The organism is Flavobacterium flavigenum (assembly GCF_027111255.2).
GTDB lineage: Bacteria > Bacteroidota > Bacteroidia > Flavobacteriales > Flavobacteriaceae > Flavobacterium > Flavobacterium flavigenum.
Genome location: NZ_CP114285.2, coordinates 3,863,455 through 3,883,971, shown reverse-complemented (window position 1 = coordinate 3,883,971; position 20,517 = coordinate 3,863,455). Strand labels below are relative to the sequence as shown.

Annotated in this window: 17 protein-coding genes and 2 tRNA genes; 6 read left to right on the top strand and 13 right to left on the bottom strand. The window is 34.9% G+C overall.

What is annotated here, in order from left to right:
• Positions 1 to 114: 114 nt before the first annotated feature.
• The 7 genes from OZP09_RS16155 to nirB form a co-directional block, all read right to left on the bottom strand.
• Positions 115 to 690 carry a Crp/Fnr family transcriptional regulator gene (locus OZP09_RS16155; protein ID WP_269234739.1) on the bottom strand — a complete coding sequence of 192 codons (576 nt, stop codon included), beginning with the start codon at positions 688 to 690 and terminating at the stop codon, positions 115 to 117.
• Positions 690 to 1,010, bottom strand: coding sequence for a DUF6370 family protein (locus OZP09_RS16150; protein ID WP_223683143.1), 321 nt, complete (start codon positions 1,008 to 1,010; stop codon positions 690 to 692). Before OZP09_RS16150 ends, OZP09_RS16155 begins: the two co-directional genes overlap by 1 nt.
• A 2-nt stretch (positions 1,011 to 1,012) precedes the next feature.
• Positions 1,013 to 2,173, bottom strand: coding sequence for a formate-dependent phosphoribosylglycinamide formyltransferase (purT, locus tag OZP09_RS16145; RefSeq protein WP_432419437.1), 1,161 nt, complete (start codon positions 2,171 to 2,173; stop codon positions 1,013 to 1,015).
• Between the two features lie 681 nt (positions 2,174 to 2,854).
• The gene (locus tag OZP09_RS16140; protein ID WP_281309658.1) at positions 2,855 to 4,669 is read right to left on the bottom strand and encodes a sensor histidine kinase; all 1,815 of its coding nucleotides are present in this window, start codon (positions 4,667 to 4,669) and stop codon (positions 2,855 to 2,857) included.
• A 62-nt stretch (positions 4,670 to 4,731) separates the two neighbouring features.
• Positions 4,732 to 5,316: a DUF4202 domain-containing protein gene (locus OZP09_RS16135; protein WP_269234736.1), complete on the bottom strand. Its 585-nt coding sequence runs from the start codon at positions 5,314 to 5,316 to the stop codon at positions 4,732 to 4,734.
• Positions 5,317 to 5,349: 33 nt separating this feature from the next.
• Positions 5,350 to 5,727 (bottom strand): nitrite reductase small subunit NirD, encoded by a 378-nt coding sequence (nirD, locus tag OZP09_RS16130; RefSeq protein ID WP_269234735.1) that lies wholly within the window; start codon positions 5,725 to 5,727, stop codon positions 5,350 to 5,352.
• Between the two features lie 247 nt (positions 5,728 to 5,974).
• Entirely contained in the window at positions 5,975 to 8,491 is a 2,517-nt protein-coding gene (nirB, locus tag OZP09_RS16125) for a nitrite reductase large subunit NirB (protein ID WP_269234734.1), read from the bottom strand.
• Between the two features lie 264 nt (positions 8,492 to 8,755).
• Between nirB and OZP09_RS16120 the strand changes: the two genes are divergently transcribed.
• Positions 8,756 to 9,535 carry an META domain-containing protein gene (locus OZP09_RS16120; RefSeq protein WP_269234733.1) on the top strand — a complete coding sequence of 260 codons (780 nt, stop codon included), beginning with the start codon at positions 8,756 to 8,758 and terminating at the stop codon, positions 9,533 to 9,535.
• A 63-nt stretch (positions 9,536 to 9,598) separates the two neighbouring features.
• Here the strand turns inward: OZP09_RS16120 and OZP09_RS16115 are convergent, their stop codons facing one another.
• The gene (locus OZP09_RS16115) at positions 9,599 to 10,732 is read right to left on the bottom strand and encodes a DegT/DnrJ/EryC1/StrS family aminotransferase (RefSeq protein WP_281309657.1); all 1,134 of its coding nucleotides are present in this window, start codon (positions 10,730 to 10,732) and stop codon (positions 9,599 to 9,601) included.
• Positions 10,733 to 10,865: 133 nt separating this feature from the next.
• Here OZP09_RS16115 and OZP09_RS16110 point away from each other — a divergent pair, with 133 nt between their 5' ends.
• Both OZP09_RS16110 and OZP09_RS16105 read left to right on the top strand, forming a co-directional pair.
• The gene (locus OZP09_RS16110) at positions 10,866 to 12,095 is read left to right on the top strand and encodes a 3-deoxy-D-manno-octulosonic acid transferase (RefSeq protein ID WP_269234731.1); all 1,230 of its coding nucleotides are present in this window, start codon (positions 10,866 to 10,868) and stop codon (positions 12,093 to 12,095) included.
• Between the two features lie 329 nt (positions 12,096 to 12,424).
• Positions 12,425 to 12,652, top strand: coding sequence for a PG1828 family lipoprotein (locus OZP09_RS16105; RefSeq protein WP_223683134.1), 228 nt, complete (start codon positions 12,425 to 12,427; stop codon positions 12,650 to 12,652).
• 107 nt (positions 12,653 to 12,759) lie between these two features.
• Here OZP09_RS16105 and OZP09_RS16100 read toward each other — a convergent pair whose 3' ends face one another.
• The 4 genes from OZP09_RS16100 to mutS all read right to left on the bottom strand — a co-directional run bounded on the left by OZP09_RS16100 (position 12,760) and on the right by mutS (position 16,247).
• A complete protein-coding gene (locus OZP09_RS16100) occupies positions 12,760 to 13,137 on the bottom strand; it encodes a DUF1508 domain-containing protein (protein WP_269234730.1) in 378 nt (125 codons plus the stop codon).
• 120 nt (positions 13,138 to 13,257) lie between these two features.
• Positions 13,258 to 13,343 (bottom strand) — tRNA-Leu (locus OZP09_RS16095).
• A gap of 80 nt (positions 13,344 to 13,423) precedes the next feature.
• Positions 13,424 to 13,496 (bottom strand) — tRNA-Gly (locus tag OZP09_RS16090).
• A gap of 144 nt (positions 13,497 to 13,640) precedes the next feature.
• Complete coding sequence (gene mutS / locus OZP09_RS16085; protein WP_281309656.1) at positions 13,641 to 16,247, bottom strand: DNA mismatch repair protein MutS; 2,607 nt, start codon at positions 16,245 to 16,247, stop codon at positions 13,641 to 13,643.
• Positions 16,248 to 16,408: 161 nt separating this feature from the next.
• Here mutS and OZP09_RS16080 point away from each other — a divergent pair, with 161 nt between their 5' ends.
• Together OZP09_RS16080 and OZP09_RS16075 are read left to right on the top strand one after the other, a co-directional pair.
• Entirely contained in the window at positions 16,409 to 16,840 is a 432-nt protein-coding gene (locus OZP09_RS16080; protein WP_269234729.1) for a DUF1573 domain-containing protein, read from the top strand.
• A 73-nt stretch (positions 16,841 to 16,913) separates the two neighbouring features.
• The gene (locus OZP09_RS16075; RefSeq protein ID WP_269234728.1) at positions 16,914 to 17,447 is read left to right on the top strand and encodes an RNA methyltransferase; all 534 of its coding nucleotides are present in this window, start codon (positions 16,914 to 16,916) and stop codon (positions 17,445 to 17,447) included.
• Positions 17,448 to 17,482: 35 nt separating this feature from the next.
• Here OZP09_RS16075 and folK read toward each other — a convergent pair whose 3' ends face one another.
• On the bottom strand, positions 17,483 to 18,616 hold the full coding sequence (folK, locus tag OZP09_RS16070; protein ID WP_269234727.1) for a 2-amino-4-hydroxy-6-hydroxymethyldihydropteridine diphosphokinase: 1,134 nt from the start codon (positions 18,614 to 18,616) through the stop codon (positions 17,483 to 17,485).
• 138 nt (positions 18,617 to 18,754) lie between these two features.
• Here folK and sppA point away from each other — a divergent pair, with 138 nt between their 5' ends.
• Positions 18,755 to 20,512 (top strand): signal peptide peptidase SppA, encoded by a 1,758-nt coding sequence (sppA, locus tag OZP09_RS16065; protein ID WP_269234726.1) that lies wholly within the window; start codon positions 18,755 to 18,757, stop codon positions 20,510 to 20,512.
• The last annotated feature ends 5 nt before the right edge of the window (positions 20,513 to 20,517 follow it).

Genomic DNA, 20,517 nt, shown 5'->3' with positions numbered 1-20,517 from the left:
GTCTTTTTTTGTATATAAAAATCAATAAACAACCCTGGAATGAATTATTAAAAATTGCTTCTATTTGTAATTAATTTTAAATCCCTGAAATCAATTTTATCAATAACATAAAGCTTACTTCTTCAAAAGCCTTGCTTTCATTTTACTAAAAAATTCCGGCGTAACACCAATAAAAGAAGCGATTTGTTTTTGTGGCACTTTATGAACCAGAGTACCGTATTTGGTACAAAATTTTTCAAAACGTTCTTCAGCAGGTAAACTCAGGTTATCCATTAATCTTTGCTGATTAGCAACTAATGAGTTTTCAATTAAAATCCTGAAATAACGTTCCAGCTTCGGAATTTCAAGATACAATTGTTCCTGATTTTCTTTGGATAACGAAACAACCTCGGATTCCTCCAGAACTTCAATAAAAAGCTGTCCGGGCTTTTGCGAAAAATAACTGTACATATCGCTCATCCACCAGCCTTCGCAGGCGAAAGAAAGAACGTGTTCTACAATATTATCGTTGATATTGAAACTTCTTAAAATTCCCGAATTGACAAAATACGAATGTTTGCAGACCTCGCCTGCGTTTAATAAAATTGTTTTGGCTTTGTAAGTGTTCGTTTCTAATTTGGACAGAAAAAGTGCCTGTTCTTCCGGAGTCAGCGAAACATGTTTGTCAATATTTTCAAGAATCAATGTCATTATTTTTTTTCCTCTATTAGTTTAAATGAAGTTGCTTTGAATCTATTGTTCACGATTTCTCCGGTAACTAAAGCTTTGCTAATGGCATTGCAAAAGCCTTTTTCAGCGTGAGCATCTCCGTGATCATGAATGGTTGTTCCGTCTACAAAATAGCTTTTGCCGTCAATGCGAACGGCTAAATCACAGCTTTTACCTTTCATTCCAAATTGGCATTCTCCGCAGGAAGCTTCTACGATGGTTGGTTTATCAAATTTCTTTTTGCTTTGTGCCTGAACAGCAATTCCAATGAAAAGGAAAGTTGCTAATAAAATATTTTTCATAATTAAGAATTTACAGTTATTAATTTCGCCGTCTCTTTGGCGCGTTCTGTTACTTCATTGATTGGAGTCGAAAGCGAATCATGACTTAAAACCACTCCCATTCTTCGGTAAGGTCTTGAAGTTGGTTTCCCAAAAATCCTGAAATCCGTTTTAGGTAATGCGGCTACTTTTTCGATTCCGGTAAATGTTGGACTCGCAGAATTTTCTGAAGCCAAAATCACGGCACTTGCTCCGGCTTTTTCCAATGTAATTTCGAAGATAGGAAGGCTTAAAATGGCACGTAAATGCAATTCGAATTCGTTGAAATTCTGCGTTCCTGCTAAAGTTACCATTCCGGTATCGTGCGGACGCGGTGAAAGTTCAGAGAAATAAACGCCTTCGTTAGTCAGGAAAAATTCAACACCAAAAAGTCCGGCACCACCAAGCGCTTCGGTAATCTTTTCGGCCATATCCTGCGCTTCGTACAAATCCTTTTCTGAAACCAAAGCAGGCTGCCAGCTTTCCTGATAATCGCCTCTTTCCTGTCGGTGTCCGATTGGAGCACAAAACAGCGTTGGATTATTATTTTGAGTAATGGTTAAAAGTGTGATTTCAGAATTGAAATCTACAAAAGCTTCTACAATAACTTCAATGACATCGCCACGAGAACCTGCAACAGCGTATTCCCAGGCTTTTAAAATATCTTCCTGAGTTTTAATTGTCGATTGGCCTTTTCCTGATGAAGACATTAATGGTTTTACCACACAAGGAATTCCAACTTCTGCAACGGCTTTTTGCAATTCTTCTGCAGATGTTGCATATTGATATCTGGCAGTTTTTAAACCTAATTCTTTTGCTGCTAAATCACGAATGGCTTTACGGTTCATAGTAAAGTTTGCCGCTTTCGCTGAAGGAACAACTGTAATGCCTTGTTTTTCATAATCGTAAAAGCGTTCGGTGCGAATGGCTTCTATTTCGGGTACTATAAAGTCTGGATTGTGTTTGGCTACAATTTGGTCCAAGGCTTCGCCGTCAAGCATGTTGATGACTTCAAAGTCATGAGCAACCTGCATTGCCGGGGCATTTTCGTAACTGTCAACTGCGATTATGGTTTGTCCGATTCGTTGTGCGGCAATAGTAAATTCTTTGCCTAATTCGCCTGAACCTAGGAGTAGTATTTTCATTTTGTTTCGTTTAAAGGTTGGGAGTTTTGGCTGATTTTCACAATTACTAAGCTGCTTAAAAAAGTCAGCATCATTAATATAAATGATAAAAAAAGAATCATTAGTAACGAAAATGCAACAATATATGGAATCTGTGATTTTAATACAACTGATAATCCATTAACGAATTGTCCAATTATATAAAGTGTAAAAAGAGCTATAATAAGTTTTGAACTAATCCCAAAAGAAAATTGGGAGCAAGCTTTAAAATAGGAGATTTGATTTAATGAAAAGCTCAGTTTATTTGCTGAATGCCAGAAAAGAAAAGCTATAAATAAAGGAAAAAGAATTCCCGAAAAGATTGGATTCCAAAATAAGCCGAAATCACATATCTGAATACATAAATCGATAAAAAGGCTTTTCGAAAAAATTAATACCGGAAAAATAAGTGACACCAAAAATCCTGCAATAATAGAATATTTTAGAAGGCAGCCTTTGGATTCCATTGATATTAATTTTAAAAAGTAAAGATAAATAAAATGGATTTTATTCTAAGACAGATTTTGAAGATTAGCGGATTTAATTTTAACCGCAAAGTTTGCTAAGAATTAAACTAAGAATACAAACTTCATTTTTTATAAAAGTTTATTCTGAATTAAATTGTCTAATTGACACATTTCTAAATTTCCAAATTATCTAATTTTATAATTTAGAAATCGGAATATTAAACGTAATCCTGGTTCCTTCTCCCGGAATCGAATTTATAAATACACGCCCGTTGATATACTGAATTCTCTCGTTCATAAACAATAATCCCATTCCGGATTCACTGTTTCGCTTTTTTTCAACCGCTGTCTTGTCAAAGCCTTTTCCGTTATCGTCAATGATAATGCTTAATAAAGTTTCACTGTGGGAAAGCTGGACAATAATGTGTGTTGATTCTGCATATTTTATCGCATTATTGATCGCTTCCTGAGTCAGGCGGTAAATATTTATTTCAATCAAAGAATCTAAGCGCTGGTCAAAGTCGGTTTTATTGTAAAAAAGAATTTCTTTTCCTGTCAACTTGGAAAGTTCCTGCGTGAGTTTTGCGATTGAAGAAACGATTCCGTGGTCACTTAATTCGGGTGGCATCAAATTAAAAGTTGCAGTTCGGACACCTTTTATAATATCGAGTGAAAGTTTCTTCAGATATTCAATTTTCTGAGCAGATTTCTCTTTATCATCCAGGTTAATACTCTCCAGGCTAAATTTTAATCCGGTCAGCATCTGCCCTATCCCGTCATGAATTTCTTTGGCAATACGGTTTTGTTCGTTTTCCTGATTTTCTACAATTTTACTCGAAATAATCTTTTGCTGATTGATTTTTTCTGTACTGTTTTCAATGTTTAGCCGTTCAACTTCCCGTTGTGCTTTTTTACGTTCGGTAATATTAAAACAGACAATTAAAAGTTCTAGTTCGTCCTTTTTAATCATTACCGGAACCATGGATAAATCCAGCCAAATCGTCTGATCTTCCCGGCTGTGAATTTTGATTTCGCCCTGCCAGCCGCTTCTTTGTTTTTCAAAAATAATACGGTCGATATTGCGCTGTTCTTTTTCATCAGTCGTTAAAACCTGTGAAAAAGTTTTATTCGAAGAAAATTTGGTATAATTTAAAAGTTTGGCAAATTTTTCACCTACGTGAATGATAGAGCCGTCGGGTGCAATACGGCAATAAAGAAGGGTGTTTTCCATCGCATAATTCAGCGATTTCAGCTCTTTTACAGAGTTTTCCTTTATCTCGCTGATGATTTCAGTATCATAAGCAAGCTTTAAGGCCTTCTTTTCAGAAGATAAAAGTTTAGCTATAAGTTTTTCAATTTTTTTGTTGGTAGGCTTAAAGATAAAAAAGAATTCCAGAATCAGGACCAGCAATGTAAATCCGAAAATCCAATATTCCGTTTTGCGCTGTTCTGTTACTTTTTCATGTGCTTCTTTATCGTATTGGGTTACAATTTCATTCATTTTCGAAAGAAAGATTCCTTCGTTTTTTAGAATTTCCTGTACCAGTTTTTGATTATCGTAGCTGTTCTTTTTTTGTTCCAGATTTAAAAGAAACAGATTCACCGACTCTACTATAGTATTGAAGCTCGGTTTTATTTCTGCATATAACTTAGAAAGGGCTTCACTTTTTTCTTTCGGAAAAGCAAGGCTGTCACTGCCATTTTCTAATGCACTCTGATTGGTTTTCCAAAGTGCTAAAACATTTCGTACATGTGCAATTTCTTTCTTTGGAGAAGTATCCGAAACAAAATTTAAAATTAAAATTTCTTTGGTAATCCGCTGGCTCAGCATTCTTTGCTTTCCTGAAATATTGATGATTTTAGAATCGCTGAGCTGCTGTTTTAAGTTGTACTGAATTAAAAGCTGACTTAAAATAATGGTTATAGCAATAGTCCAGAGTGCAAAAAAATACAAACGTCGTAGATTTTTGAAAGTAATTTTTTCCGCTACTTCCTGACTGCCTTTTTTCATTCGAAGCTTCTGTTTGTTATAGCGGAAATGGAATTTGCTTCCGCTCATTTTATAAAATCAGATTATAATCCCAAAGATGCTTTTATCAATTTTAAGTTCTCTTCGGAGTAGTTGATTTTTAAGGCTTCCTGATGTCCTCTTTCAGACATTTTATCCCAGGTTTTTTTGATGATATTTTTTAGTTTTTCATCATCATGCTTTTCAACAAACGGCTCTAAGTAATAATCTAAGAATACCAGACAAATTACATCTTCCAGCAATTGGGTTTCAGCATCTTTTTTAAGTAATTTTTTTTCAATTAAAAAGGAAACACGATCAATAAAAGTTTGCTCATATCCCGCTCTTTCGAGAATTTCAGCAGTAGTTTTGGCATGAAATTTTTTCAGGTCTTCTCTCCATCTCAAATACCCTACACGATCCATTGGATAGGATTCGCGGGCAACTTTCCATCGGCAGATGTGCTGCGCTTTTGAAGCAATCTGAACCTCTTCTGAAGCTTCAGGACAAAACTGCATCAGTTTTTCGTACATCCTGTTTGAGTATAAAAGCTCTTTTGGATATTCAGTATTGTGATCAACTTCTATATTTGGGTCCTGGGCATTTTCGGCATCAATCCACTCACTTGCTTTCTGAAAAGGTGTATTCATTTTTATTGAAAATATATTTTCAAATATACATAATTAATCTAAAAAGCCAACGAATACTTCGTCTTCAACAATTTTAACCGGATAGGTTGCAATTTTTAAATCATCGCCATTCAGGTTGGAACCATCAACTAATGAAAACGTTTTTTTATGCATTGGACAGGCAATTTTAGGAATATCATCAGCAGATCCAGTCATCCCTCTTGACAATACCATTTCCATTTTATGCGGACAAGCGTTTTGACAAGCATACCATTCATTTCGGCGTGCAAAATTAAAAACGGCAATTTGTTTGTTTTTGTATTTGATGCAACCGCCACGGTTAGTTGGAAAATCGCTCACATTGCCGGCTTTGAACCATATTTTGGCATCACTTGGATGCACAGTTTCGTATTGGTTTAAAATTTCTTCCATTTTGGTTGTATTTATAGTCTGTGTTCTTATCCCTCCCTTTACAATCAAGAGAGTTTGATGGTGCAGTAAAAAAGAGGGTAAGAGGACAGCAATCGTTAATTCTGTTTTTTAAACTTTTTTAAACACACAGAAACATAGATTTTAATTATTGGAAAAGAACTCAAAAGAAAGTGGTTTCTGATAATAGCTATTTGTATAATAAATGTCTTTTTGAGTTTATAAAATCTATGTTTCTATGCGTTAAATATTATGACCATGCTTTTGGCATTTTTTGATCTCTTAAAGGAACAAAAGCAATATTATCATCTTTTTCATCTGAGTTTACAAAGTGACTGAAGCGTTTCAGCAATCTTGGTTTTTCAAGAACCTGTTTCCACTCACATTCAAATGTATTCACCAAAGTCTGCATTTCAGCTTCTAAAGTTTCGCATATACCTAAACTGTCTTCGATAATTACTTCTTTTAAGTAATCCAAACCTCCGTCCAGTTTCTCCAGCCAGGTTGATGTTCTGATTAGCGGACCGGCAGTACGGATATAGTACATTAAAAAGCGGTCCATATATTTAATAACTGTTTCTTTGTCAATTTGCTCAGCCAGTAAAACTGCATGTTTTGGATTGGCTCCACCGTTTCCGGCAATATACAGGTTCCAGCCACCTTCTACAGCAATTAAACCAAAATCTTTTCCACGGGCCTCGGCACATTCACGAATACAAGCAGATACACCTCCTTTTAATTTATGCGGAGAACGAATTCCTTTGTATCTGTTTTCTAATTCGATGGCAAAACCGGCACTATCGTCCATTCCGTAACGACACCATGCGTTTCCGACACAGCTTTTTACAGCTCTTAATGATTTTCCATAAGCGTGGCCACTTTCAAAACCATTGTCGATTAATACTTTCCATATTTTAGGAAGATCATCTAAATGTGCCCCAAATAAATCGACACGCTGTGCTCCAGTAATTTTGGTATACAAATCAAATTGTTTAGCAACCTCTCCAATTACGATTAATTTCTCAGCCGTAATTTCTCCTCCGGCAACTCTTGGCACCACAGAATAAGTTCCGTTTCTTTGAATGTTAGCCAAAAATCTGTCGTTTGTATCCTGAGTCGTAACGTGTTTATTTGCCGTATCGTTGTAAATACTTGAGAAAATCGAAGCAATTACAGGCTTACAAACCTCACACCCATCACCTTTTCCGTGATGATCGATTACATCATAAAAATTATTGTATTTATTTATTTTAACTAAATCAAACAACTCCTGACGTGTATAGTTGAAGTGTTCGCAGATCACATCTTTTACTTCTTTACCCATAGATTTCTGAGCTGCTTTTACCAAATCAGAAACCATTGGCTTACATCCTCCACAACCTGAAGTCGCTTTGGTCAGTTTTACAACATCTGAAAAACTGGAACAGGTTTCATCTAAAATAGAACAGCAGATGGCGCCTTTAGTTACATTTTCACAAGAACAAATTACAGCAGTATCAGGTAAATCCATTGCACCTACGGCTGAGCTTTCAGAACCATCTCTTGATCCTAAAATCAAATCTTCAGGGTTTTTAGGCAGCGCCATTGCATTGTTATAAATCTGGAAAAGCGAATTATAATCACTTGAATCACCCACTAAAATTCCGCCTAATAAGGTTTTAGAATCTTTAGTTACATTGATTCTTTTATAAATTCCTGATAATTTATTTTCATAAATAATAGCGGTTACCTCATCATTTTCAATAAAAGGATCACCAAAACTCGCCACTTCAACACCAATTAATTTCAATTGTGTCGACATATCGATGGTTTCTCTCATGGTTTTAGAACCAGAACCATTTAAGATTTGTTCTGCAGCAACATCGGCCATTTCATAACCAGGAGCAACAAGACCATAAATATTTTGATTATAAAGCGCCACCTCTCCGATAGCAAAAATAGAAGGATCTGATGTCTGCATTTGATTGTTTACCACAACTCCGCCACGCAAACCAACTTCAAGTCCCGAAACTCTTGCCAGCTCATCACGCGGTTTGATTCCGGCAGAAATAACCAACATATCCACTTTTAACAACTCATCATCGGCAAACATCATTCCCGTTATGCGTTCTTTTCCATCAATATACTGAGTAGCTTTATTAAGATGAATTCCAATATTTAGTTCTTCAATTTTTGACTGCAGCATATCACTGGCACCTTTGTCCAATTGTCTTGGCATCAAACGCGGAGCAAATTCCACAACATGAGGATTCAGTCCTAAATCACGAACCGCTTTTGCAGCTTCCAGACCTAACAAACCTCCCCCTAAAACAGCAGCTTCAGTAGCACCTTTTTGTTTTATTTTTTTAGCATACGACATAATTGCATCAAGATCCTCAATGGTACGGTATACAAAAACACCTTCTTTTTCTACTCCGTCAATTGGAGGAACAAAAGCTGACGATCCGGTTGCAAGGACTAAGTAGTCGTACTTATGCGTTTTTTCTAAATGCGTATGAATTGTTTTTTCTTCTCTGTTAATATCAGTAACTAATTCAGAAGTATTTAAAGTAATATTATTATCTGCGTACCATTCACTTGTTGACAACGACAAATCATCAGCCGTCTTACCTCCAAAGTATTCACTTAAGTGAACACGATCATAAGCACGTCTTGGCTCTTCCCCAAATACGGTAATCTGATAATTCTCCTGTCCCGATTTTGCTATAAATTTTTCACAGAATTTATAACCTACCATCCCGTTTCCAACTACTATTACTTTAATCATGATTTCTTTAATTAAGTATTACTACGCAAATATAAGTATAAATACTTATATATAAATACTTATTTACGTATTTTTTTATTAAATAGAATTTTTCTAAATACGTAGTTTACCGTACATCACATAAGTAAACGGATTTATCAGCTTATAAACATTTAATAAATGTTTATCTATATCATTTTTATTAAATTTGAGTATATGCCGTCATACAAATATTTAGTACTTAGCATAGTTTAGCAAAACCTTTATGAATCTAAATCACGTCTTATGAAAAAGTACTTCAATATATTTATCGCATTCTGTTTCTTATATAGCTGTAAATCCGCACTCCCTAAAGATTCAAATTCAGATACCGCTTATGCAAACTCATTAGAAGAAGATTTTACAAATTATTTTAAAACAAACGGTAACGAACCTTTTTGGGAATTAAAAATTGGCAGAGAAAAAATTTTATTCACGTCATTAATACAGGGAAAAGAAAACCTAAGTTTTTCATCGGTTAAGCCAATAAAAACTATGGATGCTAATATTAAAACATACAAAGCCAGCAATGGAGAATCAAGTATTATAGTTTCTATACAGCAAATTGAATGTCAGAATTCTATGTCTGCTATAATTTCTCCTTATAAAGTTTCTATTGAAATCAAGAATAGTACAGAAACCACGTTTCAAAAAATAGAAGGATGTGGAAAATACATTACGGATTATCGCCTACATGACATTTGGGTTTTAGAAGAGTTAAAAGGAAATAAAGTTTTTGCAGCAGATTTTCAAAAAGAATTACCCCGACTTGAGATTTATGCAGAAGAAAACAGATTTATTGGATTTAGCGGTTGTAACTCAATTAGCGGAAGTTTGTTTTTTGAAAAAGACTTACTCAGATTCAACAACATCGTTTCAACTTTAATGGCGTGTCCGGAAAAAAACAACAAAGAAGACAAGTTTATTAAAGCACTCCAAAGTACTACCAGTTATTCGATTAAAAACAACCGGCTTTCACTTTCCAGCCCTTCAGGAAAACTTTTGGTATTTAAGAAAGTAGATTAAAAGCAAAAAACCCAAATCATCTAAAAAGCCGATTTGGGTTTCACTTATTTTAAAAAATTAAAATTATTTAGCCAGAAATTCTAAAACAGAATCCGTAATAAATTTAATTTGCTCATCATCAAGTTCAGTGTGCATTGGTAATGCGATTACCTCTTTTACCAATTGATTCGTTACTGGAAATTGTTCTTCTTTATAACGTGAATCAGCATAAGCTTTCTGAGAATGTAATGGAATCGGATAATAGATTGCGCATGGAATCCCTTTGTCCAACAAATGCTGCATCAGTGCATTTCGGTCTGCATTTAAAATTCTTAACACATATTGATGAAAAACGTGATTATTTTCGTTTGCATCAAATTCAGGTGCAACAATCTTCTCATTTCCGGCAAACGCTGCATTATATTTACTTGCTGCTAAACGTCGTGCCGCATTGTATTCATCCAAAAGAGGCAGTTTTGCATTTAAAACCCCCGCCTGAATACTATCCAAACGTGAATTAACCCCCACGACATCATGATGGTAGCGTTCGTACATTCCGTGATTTACAATTCCACGGATAATGTGCGCTAATTTATCGTCATTTGTAAAAATTGCTCCTCCGTCTCCGTAGCAGCCTAAGTTTTTAGACGGAAAAAATGATGTTGCTGCAACATGACCAATAGCTCCTACTTTGCTTTTTGCGCCTGATTTCGAAATATAATCAGCCCCTATTGCCTGTGCATTATCTTCAATCACATACAAATTATGTTCTGCCGCAATTTCCATAATCGCATCCATATTAGCGGCACGTCCGAATAAATGAACCGGAACAATTGCTTTTGTTTTTGGTGTGATGGCTTTTTTAACAGCATCAATATCAATATTCATATTATGCAAATCAACATCCACCAAAACCGGAGTCAATTGCAGTAACGCAATAACCTCAACAGTCGCTGCAAATGTAAAATCGGCAGTAATTACTTCGTCGCCTGGTTTTAGATCGAGTCCCATCATCGCAATTTGCAAAGCATCGGTTCCATTGGCACAGGGAATAACATGTTTTACCCCTAAGTAATCTTCAAGATTTTTCTGAAACTGATGAACCAAAGGGCCATTTATATAAGTATTCGTATCTAAAACTTCCTGAATCGAAGCATCAACAGTAGATTTTATCTTTTCGTATTGACCTTTCAAGTCAACCATTTGAATTTTTTTCATTTATCTTCTTATTTAAATCTGAAGATTCGGATTTACACCAAAATCTTTAAAACGAACCGCAAAAATAGTTATTTATACCTTCAAACAATGAAAATAGTTGAAAGAAACGTATTTTAGCACCAAAATTAAACAGATGCTTTTTCTATACAATTTAATCATTATAATTACTGGCTTTTTCCTTAAAATAGCAGCACTTTTCAGCCCTAAAATGAAACTGTTTGTTGATGGCCGAAAAAATGTTTTTGCACTTTTAAAAGAAAAAATAAATCCTGAAGACAAAACAATCTGGTTTCATTCGGCTTCATTAGGTGAATACGAGCAAGGCCTTCCTGTTATTGAAAAAATCAAAGAGAAATATCCGGCACATAAAATCATTGTTACCTTTTTTTCACCTTCAGGTTATGAAGTCCGAAAAAACAATAATGTCGCTGATATAACCATATACCTTCCTCTGGACACAAAGAGTAACGCAAAACAGTTTTTAAAATTAGTTCATCCAGAATTCGCATTCTTTATAAAGTACGAATTCTGGCTTAATTACTTAAACGAACTAAAAAAATTAAAAACACCTACTTATCTGATTTCAGGAATCTTTAGAGACAATCAAATGTTCTTTAAATGGTATGGCGGGTTTTACAGAAAAGCGCTGGAAACTTTTACTTACTTTTTCGTTCAGAACGAAAATTCTAAAGTAAAAATTGAGACGATTGGGTTTCAAAACGTAATTGTTTCAGGTGACACCCGATTTGACAGGGTAAATGCTATTTTAGAAAGAGACAATTCACTTGAATTTGTTGAGGCATTCAAAAACAATCAGCCAACAATAATTATTGGAAGTTCCTGGGCAAAAGATGAGACAATATTAATTGAATATATCAACAAGGCAGCTACAAGTGTAAAATTCATCATAGCCCCTCACAATATAAAAGCAGAACAAATTGAAAATCTAAAAAAAGCCATTACAAAACAAACCGTTTTATTTTCTGAAAAGGAAAACAAAAATTTAGCTGATTACAATGTTTTCATAATTGACACAGTTGGTTTATTAACTAAAATTTACAGCTATGGAACTATCGCTTATGTGGGTGGCGGTTTTGGAAATCCTGGTATCCACAATATCTTAGAACCGGCAACATTTGGAATTCCAATTGTTATTGGACCCAATTATTCGAAATTTGCTGAAGCTATTGAATTGGTGAACCTTGGCGGATGTATGGTTGTTTCAGATAAAGAAGAATTAAAACAAATCTTTGACGGTTTACTTTCTGATCAAAATTTCCTAAGCGAAAAAGGTAAAATTTGCAGATCCTACATACAGAACAATAAAGGAGCAACAAGTACAATTATAAATACCATCTCCTAACATTTAGAGTAAATTTACTGTTCGATTATACTATTTAAAAGCATTACAGATGATTTTAAACAATAAAAAATAATTAGCAAATACCAAACAAATTGCAATGACTAACATCCAAAACGCAGAAAAGGTTTCATAATCTTCATTAAAAAACAAAATTTACAAAAAATTCAACAAATAATCAAAAAACAACACTTGTGGCATATTATTTGATAAATAAAACCATCGAGTGACAAAGGAAAATATTTTAAAAAAAAAATAAAAAAATATTTTACGTATTAAAAAATTTATATCTTTGCCTCGAATTAATAATTAACCTTTTATAATAAAGTAAGATGAAAAAAGTATTTTTAAGTTTAGCTGTTGTTGCTGTTTTAACTGTTGTATCTTGTAAAAAAGCTGACGCTGCTGCTGATGCTACTGCTACTGATTCTTCAGCTGTAGCTGTTGATTCTGCTGCTGCTGTAGTTGATTCTGCTGCTGCAACTGTTGATTCTGCTGCTGCAACTGTTGATTCTGCTGCTGCAAAAGTTGAAGAAGCTGCTAAAGAAGTAAAAAAATAATTAGAACTAAGTTCTAAAAATTTTAAAACCATCCAAGAGATGGTTTTTTTTTGATCAAATCCTAAATATTTGATATAAAAAAAGCGTTTGTTTAACAAACGCTTTTTTTATTCCTCTTCCATAACCTCCATTACTACCTCGTCTTCAAAAATAGATTCATTCGAAGAAAAATCTAAAATCTCTGCTTTTGAAGCATACAAAACAATCTCTTTTATCCCTTTCTGCAAAAGCAATTCTGTGGTGTATTTTCGGCTTGTTGCAAAATGAACATCCCCTAACATCAATTTAAAGAAATACTTACCTCCAGAGCCCTTAAATTTTAAAAACTTAGCCTGCTCAGTATTTAGTTTGAACTTCTCAATATCCTCTTCACATTCAAACTTTAACTCATAACTCAAACTTGTAAATATCACCTTTCCTTTTCTGGAAGTAAACACAAATTTATATTCATCATTAAACCGCCTGCTAATTACAAAAGCACCCATTTATAAAATTTAGATTATTGATTTCAGATTTTAAAACTCTCTTACATAAATTTACTTCGTAAATTTATTACCTGCAAGTTTGCAGCATAAAAAAAGCCCCTTCAAAAGAAGAGGCTTTAGTACTCAGAGCGGGACTTGAACCCGCACGAACATTGCTGTTCACTGGATTTTAAGTCCAGCGTGTCTACCAATTTCACCATCCGAGCAATACTTTTTTAATGTTTTTTAGCTAATTTTTTAGAAAAATTAATTAAACATAACACCATCCGGTCATTGTATGGTTTTGAGCGAAAAACGGGGCTCGAACCCGCGACCTCGACCTTGGCAAGGTCGCGCTCTACCAACTGAGCTATTTTCGCGTTTCAAATTTTATTAAGAACAGCAACACTTGTTCTGTATTGCGAGTGCAAATTTAGGACATTTATTCAATTAAACAAGCCTTTTTTCAAAAAAAATCACACTTATTTTATAACTTTCTGATAACCTAAACTTTAAATCTGAAATTATTTCTTAACCAGCATTCGCTTAATCTCATTCAGCTTCATTAATGCTTCAACCGGAGTAATCGCATTTATATCAAGACTCATAATCTCTTCTTTTATCTCTTCCAATAAAGGATCATCCAGATTAAAGAAACTCATCTGCATTTCATCATTTGCAGATTTGATTCCGTTTAAGGCATCGCTGGAGTGGTTTTTCTCCAGTTTTTTCAGAAGTTTTTGTGCCTTCGAAATAACCAGTTGCGGCATCCCGGCCATTTTTGCTACATGAATACCAAAACTATGTGCGCTACCTCCTTTTACGAGTTTACGAATAAAAAGAACCGTATCTTTTAATTCTTTCACTGCAACATTGTAATTCTGAATCCTTGGCAGCGATTCTGTCATTTCATTTAACTCATGATAATGCGTAGCAAACAATGTCTTAGCCCTGCCCGGGTGCTCGTGTAAAAATTCGGCAATAGCCCAGGCAATCGAAATTCCGTCATAAGTACTCGTTCCGCGCCCGATTTCATCCAATAAAACCAAACTTCTGTCTGAGATATTGTTCAGGATCGAAGCAGTTTCATTCATCTCTACCATAAAAGTAGATTCACCCATTGAAATATTATCCGAAGCTCCAACTCTGGTAAAAATTTTATCTACAATTCCCATTCTCACGCTGTCTGCAGGCACAAAACTCCCCATTTGAGCCAGAAGCACAATTAGCGCCGTTTGCCTCAAAATGGCCGATTTACCGGACATATTTGGACCTGTAATCATAATAACCTGCTGTACATCCCTATCCAGATAAACATCATTCGCAATATAAGGAGTACCAACTGGCAATTGTTTCTCGATAACTGGATGTCTTCCGTTTTTGATATCCAATTCGAACGTCTCATCAATTTCAGGACATACATAGTTATTTTCTACGGCCAGCTGAGTAAAAGAACATAAACAATCCAATTGCGCTATCAGAAAAGCATTCATTTGAACGGGTTTAATGTAAGTTGCAATCCAGGCTACCAAATGTTCAAAAAGGTCAGTTTCAATTTTATGAATTCTTTCTTCAGCACCTAAAATTTTTGTTTCGTATTCCTTTAGTTCTTCTGTAATATAGCGTTCGGCATTTACCAAAGTCTGTTTACGAATCCATTCTTCAGGCACTTTATCTTTATGTGTATTTCGCACTTCAATATAATAACCAAAAACATTATTAAAAGAAATTTTCAAAGAGGAGATTCCGGTTCTCTCCGACTCTCTTCTTTCAATACCTTCTAAAAATTCTTTTCCGGAAGTTGAAATAGCACGCAGCTCGTCTAATTCTTCACTAATCCCTTTTGCAATTGCATTTCCTTTTGCAATCGCAACAGGCGCATCCTGATTTAAAGTGACTTTGATTTTTTCCCTCAGCAAATCACAGGCATGCAGACTATCCCCAATAACCTTTACAGCTTCCTGTGGACTTTCGAGTGCCAGAGTTTTAATTGGAATAATAGCATCAAGGGATTCTCTTAAATAGACAATTTCGCGAGGCGAAACTTTTCCGGCAGCGATTTTAGAAATCAAACGTTCCAGATCTGAAATTTGTTTGATTTGATATTGAATATTATAGAGAATTTCAGGATTTGATTTCAAATATGCAACCACATCATGACGACCTTTTATTTTATTGGCATCTTTTAACGGAAGTGCCAGCCAGCGTTTCAAGAGTCGCCCCCCCATTGGTGAAAGCGTGCGGTCTATCACATCCAAAAGTGTTACTGCGTTTGGATTATAACTGTGATACAATTCTAAATTTCTGATGGTAAAACGATCCATCCAAACGTAAGCATCTTCAGCAATACGCTGAATCGCCGTGATATGCTGTACGCGATTATGCTGCGTTTCCGACAAATAATATAAAATCGCTCCGGAAGCAATAATTCCTTCTTTTAATTCTTCAACCCCAAAACCTTTTAAAGAAACGGTCTGAAAATGTTTTGTCAGCGTCTCTAGGGCATAATCTTCCTTATAAATCCAGTCTTCCAGATAAAAACTGTGAAAATCATCCCCAAAAGCATCCTTAAATTCGGTTTTACAGGTTTTAGGAACAAGGACTTCACTTGGATTAAAATTCTGCAGTAATTTATCAATATATTCGGCATTTCCCTGAGCGGTTAAAAACTCGCCTGTTGAAACATCCAAAAATGAAACCCCGATATTTTTATTGGCAAAATAAACAGATGCCAGAAAGTTATTTGTTTTAGACTGTAAAACCTCATCGTTCAAAGAAACTCCCGGCGTTACCAATTCTGTAACCCCGCGTTTCACGATTGTTTTTGTCATTTTAGGATCTTCAAGCTGATCACAGATCGCAACACGAAGTCCGGCTTTTACTAATTTAGGCAGATACGTATTAATAGAGTGATGCGGAAAACCCGCCAGAGCAGTTTCAGTATCAGAACCAGCACCTCTTTTTGTTAATGTTATTCCGAGTATTTTAGATGCCCTGATAGCGTCTTCACCAAACGTTTCATAAAAATCCCCTACTCTGAAAAGCAGACATGCATCAGGATATTTTCTCTTGATTTCATTGTACTGTTTCATCAAAGGTGTCTCTTTAACCACTTTCTCTTTCGCTGCCAAATTATTTGTATTTTAAATGGAAAATTAAGACAGCGAATTTATGATTTTTTGAAGGAATATAGAAGGCTTCAAAAATTAAAATATTTTAAGAAATTTTTAAGCACAGATATCAGATTTTTACATAGATTTGTTTCATCATTAAAAACAAAGACACTTTAAAGATGAAAAAAATAATTTTATTCGCTATGTTAGCTGTAGCTGGTATTACAGCTTCTAATGCTCAAACTACTAAAAAGGCTGCTACAGCAAAAACTGCTAAAGTCCAGGGAGCCGGAATGGTTTTTGAAAACGAAACTATTGATTACGGAACTATCGCTCACAATGCTGATGGTAACCGTCAATTTGTATTTGTAAACAACGGAACAAAACCATTGATTATTACTAATACTCAGGGATCTTGTGGGTGTACAGTACCTACTACACCAAAAGAACCAATTGCTCCGGGAGCTAAAGGTGTAATTGGTGTAAAATATGCTACTGACAGAGTTGGTGCTTTTACAAAAACTGTAACTGTTACTTCTAATGCTGAAGGGCAGCCAACAAAAACTTTAACTATTAAAGGTACAGTTTTACCAGATCCTGTAAAAAGCTAATCTGAAAACAATAAAATAATCGAAAAAGCTTCCTTATCTTTGGAAGCTTTTTTTATGACCATAATTGAACTCAATGAGAAAACTTGAAAATAGTGAACTAGACAGAAAATCGATTGATGATTTTAAAAAATCAGAGAAAACACCCCTGATTTTAGTGTTAGACGATATTCGGAGTTTACACAACATCGGATCAGTATTTAGAACCGCTGATGCCTTTCTGGTAGAGAAAATAATTTTGTGCGGCATTACAGCTACACCTCCAAATAAAGAAATTCACAAAACAGCTCTTGGCGCTACTGAAACTGTTGCATGGGAACATCATGAAAATGTTTTGGAAGTGATTGAAAACCTAAAAAAAGAAAAAATATTAACTCTTGCTATTGAACAAGTAGAAAGTGCTATTTTTCTTCAGGATTTTAAAGTAGAGAAAAAACAGAAATATGCTTTAGTTTTCGGAAATGAAGTATATGGAGTTGCCCAGGAAGCTGTAGCAATTTGCGATGGATGCATTGAAATTCCGCAATTAGGCACAAAACATTCTTTAAATATAGCCGTAAGTGCAGGAATCGTTGTTTGGGATTTATTTAAAAAAATTAGCTTTATTTAAATATTTGCAGATAATCTGATTGACCAATTTTCTAATTATTTAATTACTTTCTGAATTTCATTCAATATAAAAAGATAATCTTCATGTTTCTTTACAAAATCATGATCTGAAACATCAATGATCAAAACATTCAGATCGGTTTGGGATTTAATATATTCTAAATAGCCGTTATTGATTTTATCCAAATATTCAGCTGAAATATTTTGTTCATAACTTCGACCACGTTTTTTAATGTTTTGAAGCAATCTGGCTGTATTCTGATACAAATAAACGTACAAATCCGGCTTTGGCATTTCTTTATAAATGATATCAAACAAGTTTCGGTACAGGCGATATTCATCTTCAGCAAGTGTAATCTTTGCAAAAATCAGCGACTTAAAAATATGATAATCGGCAATTACAAAATCTTTAAATAAATCAAACTGCGCCAAATCATCAGACAATTGCTGATAACGATCCGCCAGAAAAGACATTTCCAACGGAAAAGCATATCGGTTCTGGTCTTTATAAAATTTCGGTAAAAACGGATTATCTGCAAATCGTTCCAAAACGGTTTTTGCATTAAAATCTTCAGCGATTTTTTGCACCAAAGTGGTTTTTCCTGCGCCAATATTTCCCTCAAAAGCGATATAATTAAACTTTTCCAGCGGAATTTCTTCCAATGGATTTTTTAAGTCCTGAACGACTGTACAAACGCTATCATCTGGTGTAATGACAACTAATTCAGAAACTGTTTTTTGAAGAACCGGGTGTCTCCAGTTCAATTCCAAATCCTGCATCGGCAATAAAACAAACTTCCGGTTTTGCATCAGCGGATGCGGAATCTGTAACTTTTCTGTTTCAATTATCTGATCATCAAAAACAATCAGATCAATATCAATAATCCGGGATTGATACCCCTGCTGATCAGTACGTATGCGGCCTAACTGTTTTTCTACTTTCAGCACCTGACTGAGTATCTTTTGTGCTGAAGAATTACTGTGCAAAAGCAATGCACAATTATAAAAAGCATCACTTTCAAACCCCCACGCAGGTGTTTCATATAATTTTGAAACCTGAATTACAGCCCCAATGTCCTGATGTATCAAATTAATACAACTTTGGATATTCTCCAACCGGTTTCCCTGATTGCTGCCTATAGATAAAACGACCTGGTGCTGTGATTTCATAATTAATGCAAATTAACTAAAACTATTTTAGAATTAGCAATATATTTGTGTGACGGGTTCAAAAGTGAATTCGATTTGTTTGTAAAAAAAATATGTAACGAAACGTCTGTTTTAGCTACTTATTAAAAAAATATATTTATGAAATTCTTAGGAAATGTAGTTGCCACTGTAATTGGTATTTTTGTTTTTATCATGTTATTCTTTTTTGGAGTAATACTTATCGGAACTATTTTTGGAGGTGACGACAGCGTAACAGTAAAGGCTGATTCGGTTATTGAATTAGATTTAAAGGGAATCAATAATGACTACACCGGAAAATTTACAGACCCCTGGGTAACGCAATTCTCAAAAGATGGAAAAATTGGTTTAACAGATGTAGTCAATGCTATTGAAGCGGCAAAAACCGATGATAAAATTAAAGGAATCTCGATACTAAACGATGAATCTTCCTTAGGACTGGCGCAATATAAAGCTTTGAGAGATGCGCTGGAAAGTTTCAAAAAATCAGGGAAATTTGTCTGGGCTTATGCTAATACGTATTCTCAAAAAGAATACTATCTGAACTCCGTGGCCAATACCGTTTATTTGAATCCTGTTGGTGACCTTGACTTTAAAGGACTTTCTTCTGAAGTAATGTTCTTTAAGGATTTTCAGGAAAAAACAGGTATCCATATGGAAGTCATTCGCCATGGTAAATACAAAAGCGCTGTTGAGCCGTTCCTTGAAAACAAAATGAGCGATGCCAACAGAGAGCAGATTACCGCTCTTTTAAATTCGATTTGGTCAACTGTTGTAACTGATATTTCAAAAAGCCGCAATATCCCTGTTTCTAAATTAAACGAAATTGCAAACGGATTATTAGCAAGGACCCCTGAAATGGCAAAAGCCCAACATTTGGTTGACATTGTAGCCTATGAAGACGTGTATCATAATGCCATTAAAAAAGCTTTAAAAGTAACCGGCGATGAGGAGTATAACAAAATATCAATTTCAGATTACACACAAAATTACATCACTACAGCTTTGACCAATACTGCAACCGATGAGATTGCAATTATATACGCTCAGGGCGAAATTGGAAGCGGTGAAGGTGATGTCAATCAAATTGGTGAAGGGTCGATGCGCCGTTCATTAAAGGAAGCAAGAGAAAATGAAGATGTAAAAGCTATTGTTTTAAGAGTTGACAGCCCAGGCGGAAGTGCGCTGACATCTGATTTGATCTGGAGAGAAATTGAGATTACAAAAAAAGTAAAACCTGTAGTGGTTTCTATGGGTAATTATGCTGCATCGGGTGGTTATTACATTGCCTGCAATGCGAATAAAATTTTTGCTGAAAAAAATACAATCACAGGTTCAATTGGCGTTTTTGGAGTTTTACCGAATTTCAGTCCGTTGGCAAACAAATTAGGAATCAATACCGAGCAGGTAAAAACACATGAAAATTCGGCTAATTACAGCCCGTTTGTACCTGTGGATGAAAATTTCAAAGCCTTTACATTAGAAAGTGTTGAGAACATTTACAATACTTTCGTAACGCACGTTGCTGAAGGCCGAAAAATGACTTTTGCACAAGTAGATGCAATTGCACAGGGAAGGGTGTGGTCAGGTTCTGAAGCTTTAAAAATTGGTTTAGTGGATAAAATTGGCGGTCTAAATGATGCTATTGCAGAAGCTGCCAAAATTGCCAAAATAAAATCCTACAGTACGCAAAATTATCCTGAATATGAGAAGAATTTAAATGATCTCCTTTCAGGTCTTCCATTTGCTCAGTCTAAAGAAACTTTCATAAAAGAAGAAATTGGCGAAGAGAATTATTTACTTATTGAGCACATCAAAAGACTTCAAAAATTAAAAGGCGCCCAGGCCATAATGCCTTACAGCATCAACATCAAATAATTTAA

What these genes read in the sequence shown, in the direction of transcription:
- OZP09_RS16155 (WP_269234739.1), bottom strand. Translation starts at nt 690, where the DNA reads ATGACATTGATTCTTGAAAATATTGACAAACATGTTTCGCTGACTCCG.
- OZP09_RS16150 (WP_223683143.1), bottom strand. Translation starts at nt 1,010, where the DNA reads ATGAAAAATATTTTATTAGCAACTTTCCTTTTCATTGGAATTGCTGTT.
- purT (WP_432419437.1), bottom strand. Translation starts at nt 2,173, where the DNA reads ATGAAAATACTACTCCTAGGTTCAGGCGAATTAGGCAAAGAATTTACT.
- OZP09_RS16140 (WP_281309658.1), bottom strand. Translation starts at nt 4,669, where the DNA reads ATGAAAAAAGGCAGTCAGGAAGTAGCGGAAAAAATTACTTTCAAAAAT.
- OZP09_RS16135 (WP_269234736.1), bottom strand. Translation starts at nt 5,316, where the DNA reads ATGAATACACCTTTTCAGAAAGCAAGTGAGTGGATTGATGCCGAAAAT.
- nirD (WP_269234735.1), bottom strand. Translation starts at nt 5,727, where the DNA reads ATGGAAGAAATTTTAAACCAATACGAAACTGTGCATCCAAGTGATGCC.
- nirB (WP_269234734.1), bottom strand. Translation starts at nt 8,491, where the DNA reads ATGATTAAAGTAATAGTAGTTGGAAACGGGATGGTAGGTTATAAATTC.
- OZP09_RS16120 (WP_269234733.1), top strand. Translation starts at nt 8,756, where the DNA reads ATGAAAAAGTACTTCAATATATTTATCGCATTCTGTTTCTTATATAGC.
- OZP09_RS16115 (WP_281309657.1), bottom strand. Translation starts at nt 10,732, where the DNA reads ATGAAAAAAATTCAAATGGTTGACTTGAAAGGTCAATACGAAAAGATA.
- OZP09_RS16110 (WP_269234731.1), top strand. Translation starts at nt 10,866, where the DNA reads ATGCTTTTTCTATACAATTTAATCATTATAATTACTGGCTTTTTCCTT.
- OZP09_RS16105 (WP_223683134.1), top strand. Translation starts at nt 12,425, where the DNA reads ATGAAAAAAGTATTTTTAAGTTTAGCTGTTGTTGCTGTTTTAACTGTT.
- OZP09_RS16100 (WP_269234730.1), bottom strand. Translation starts at nt 13,137, where the DNA reads ATGGGTGCTTTTGTAATTAGCAGGCGGTTTAATGATGAATATAAATTT.
- OZP09_RS16080 (WP_269234729.1), top strand. Translation starts at nt 16,409, where the DNA reads ATGAAAAAAATAATTTTATTCGCTATGTTAGCTGTAGCTGGTATTACA.
- OZP09_RS16075 (WP_269234728.1), top strand. Translation starts at nt 16,914, where the DNA reads ATGAGAAAACTTGAAAATAGTGAACTAGACAGAAAATCGATTGATGAT.
- folK (WP_269234727.1), bottom strand. Translation starts at nt 18,616, where the DNA reads ATGAAATCACAGCACCAGGTCGTTTTATCTATAGGCAGCAATCAGGGA.
- sppA (WP_269234726.1), top strand. Translation starts at nt 18,755, where the DNA reads ATGAAATTCTTAGGAAATGTAGTTGCCACTGTAATTGGTATTTTTGTT.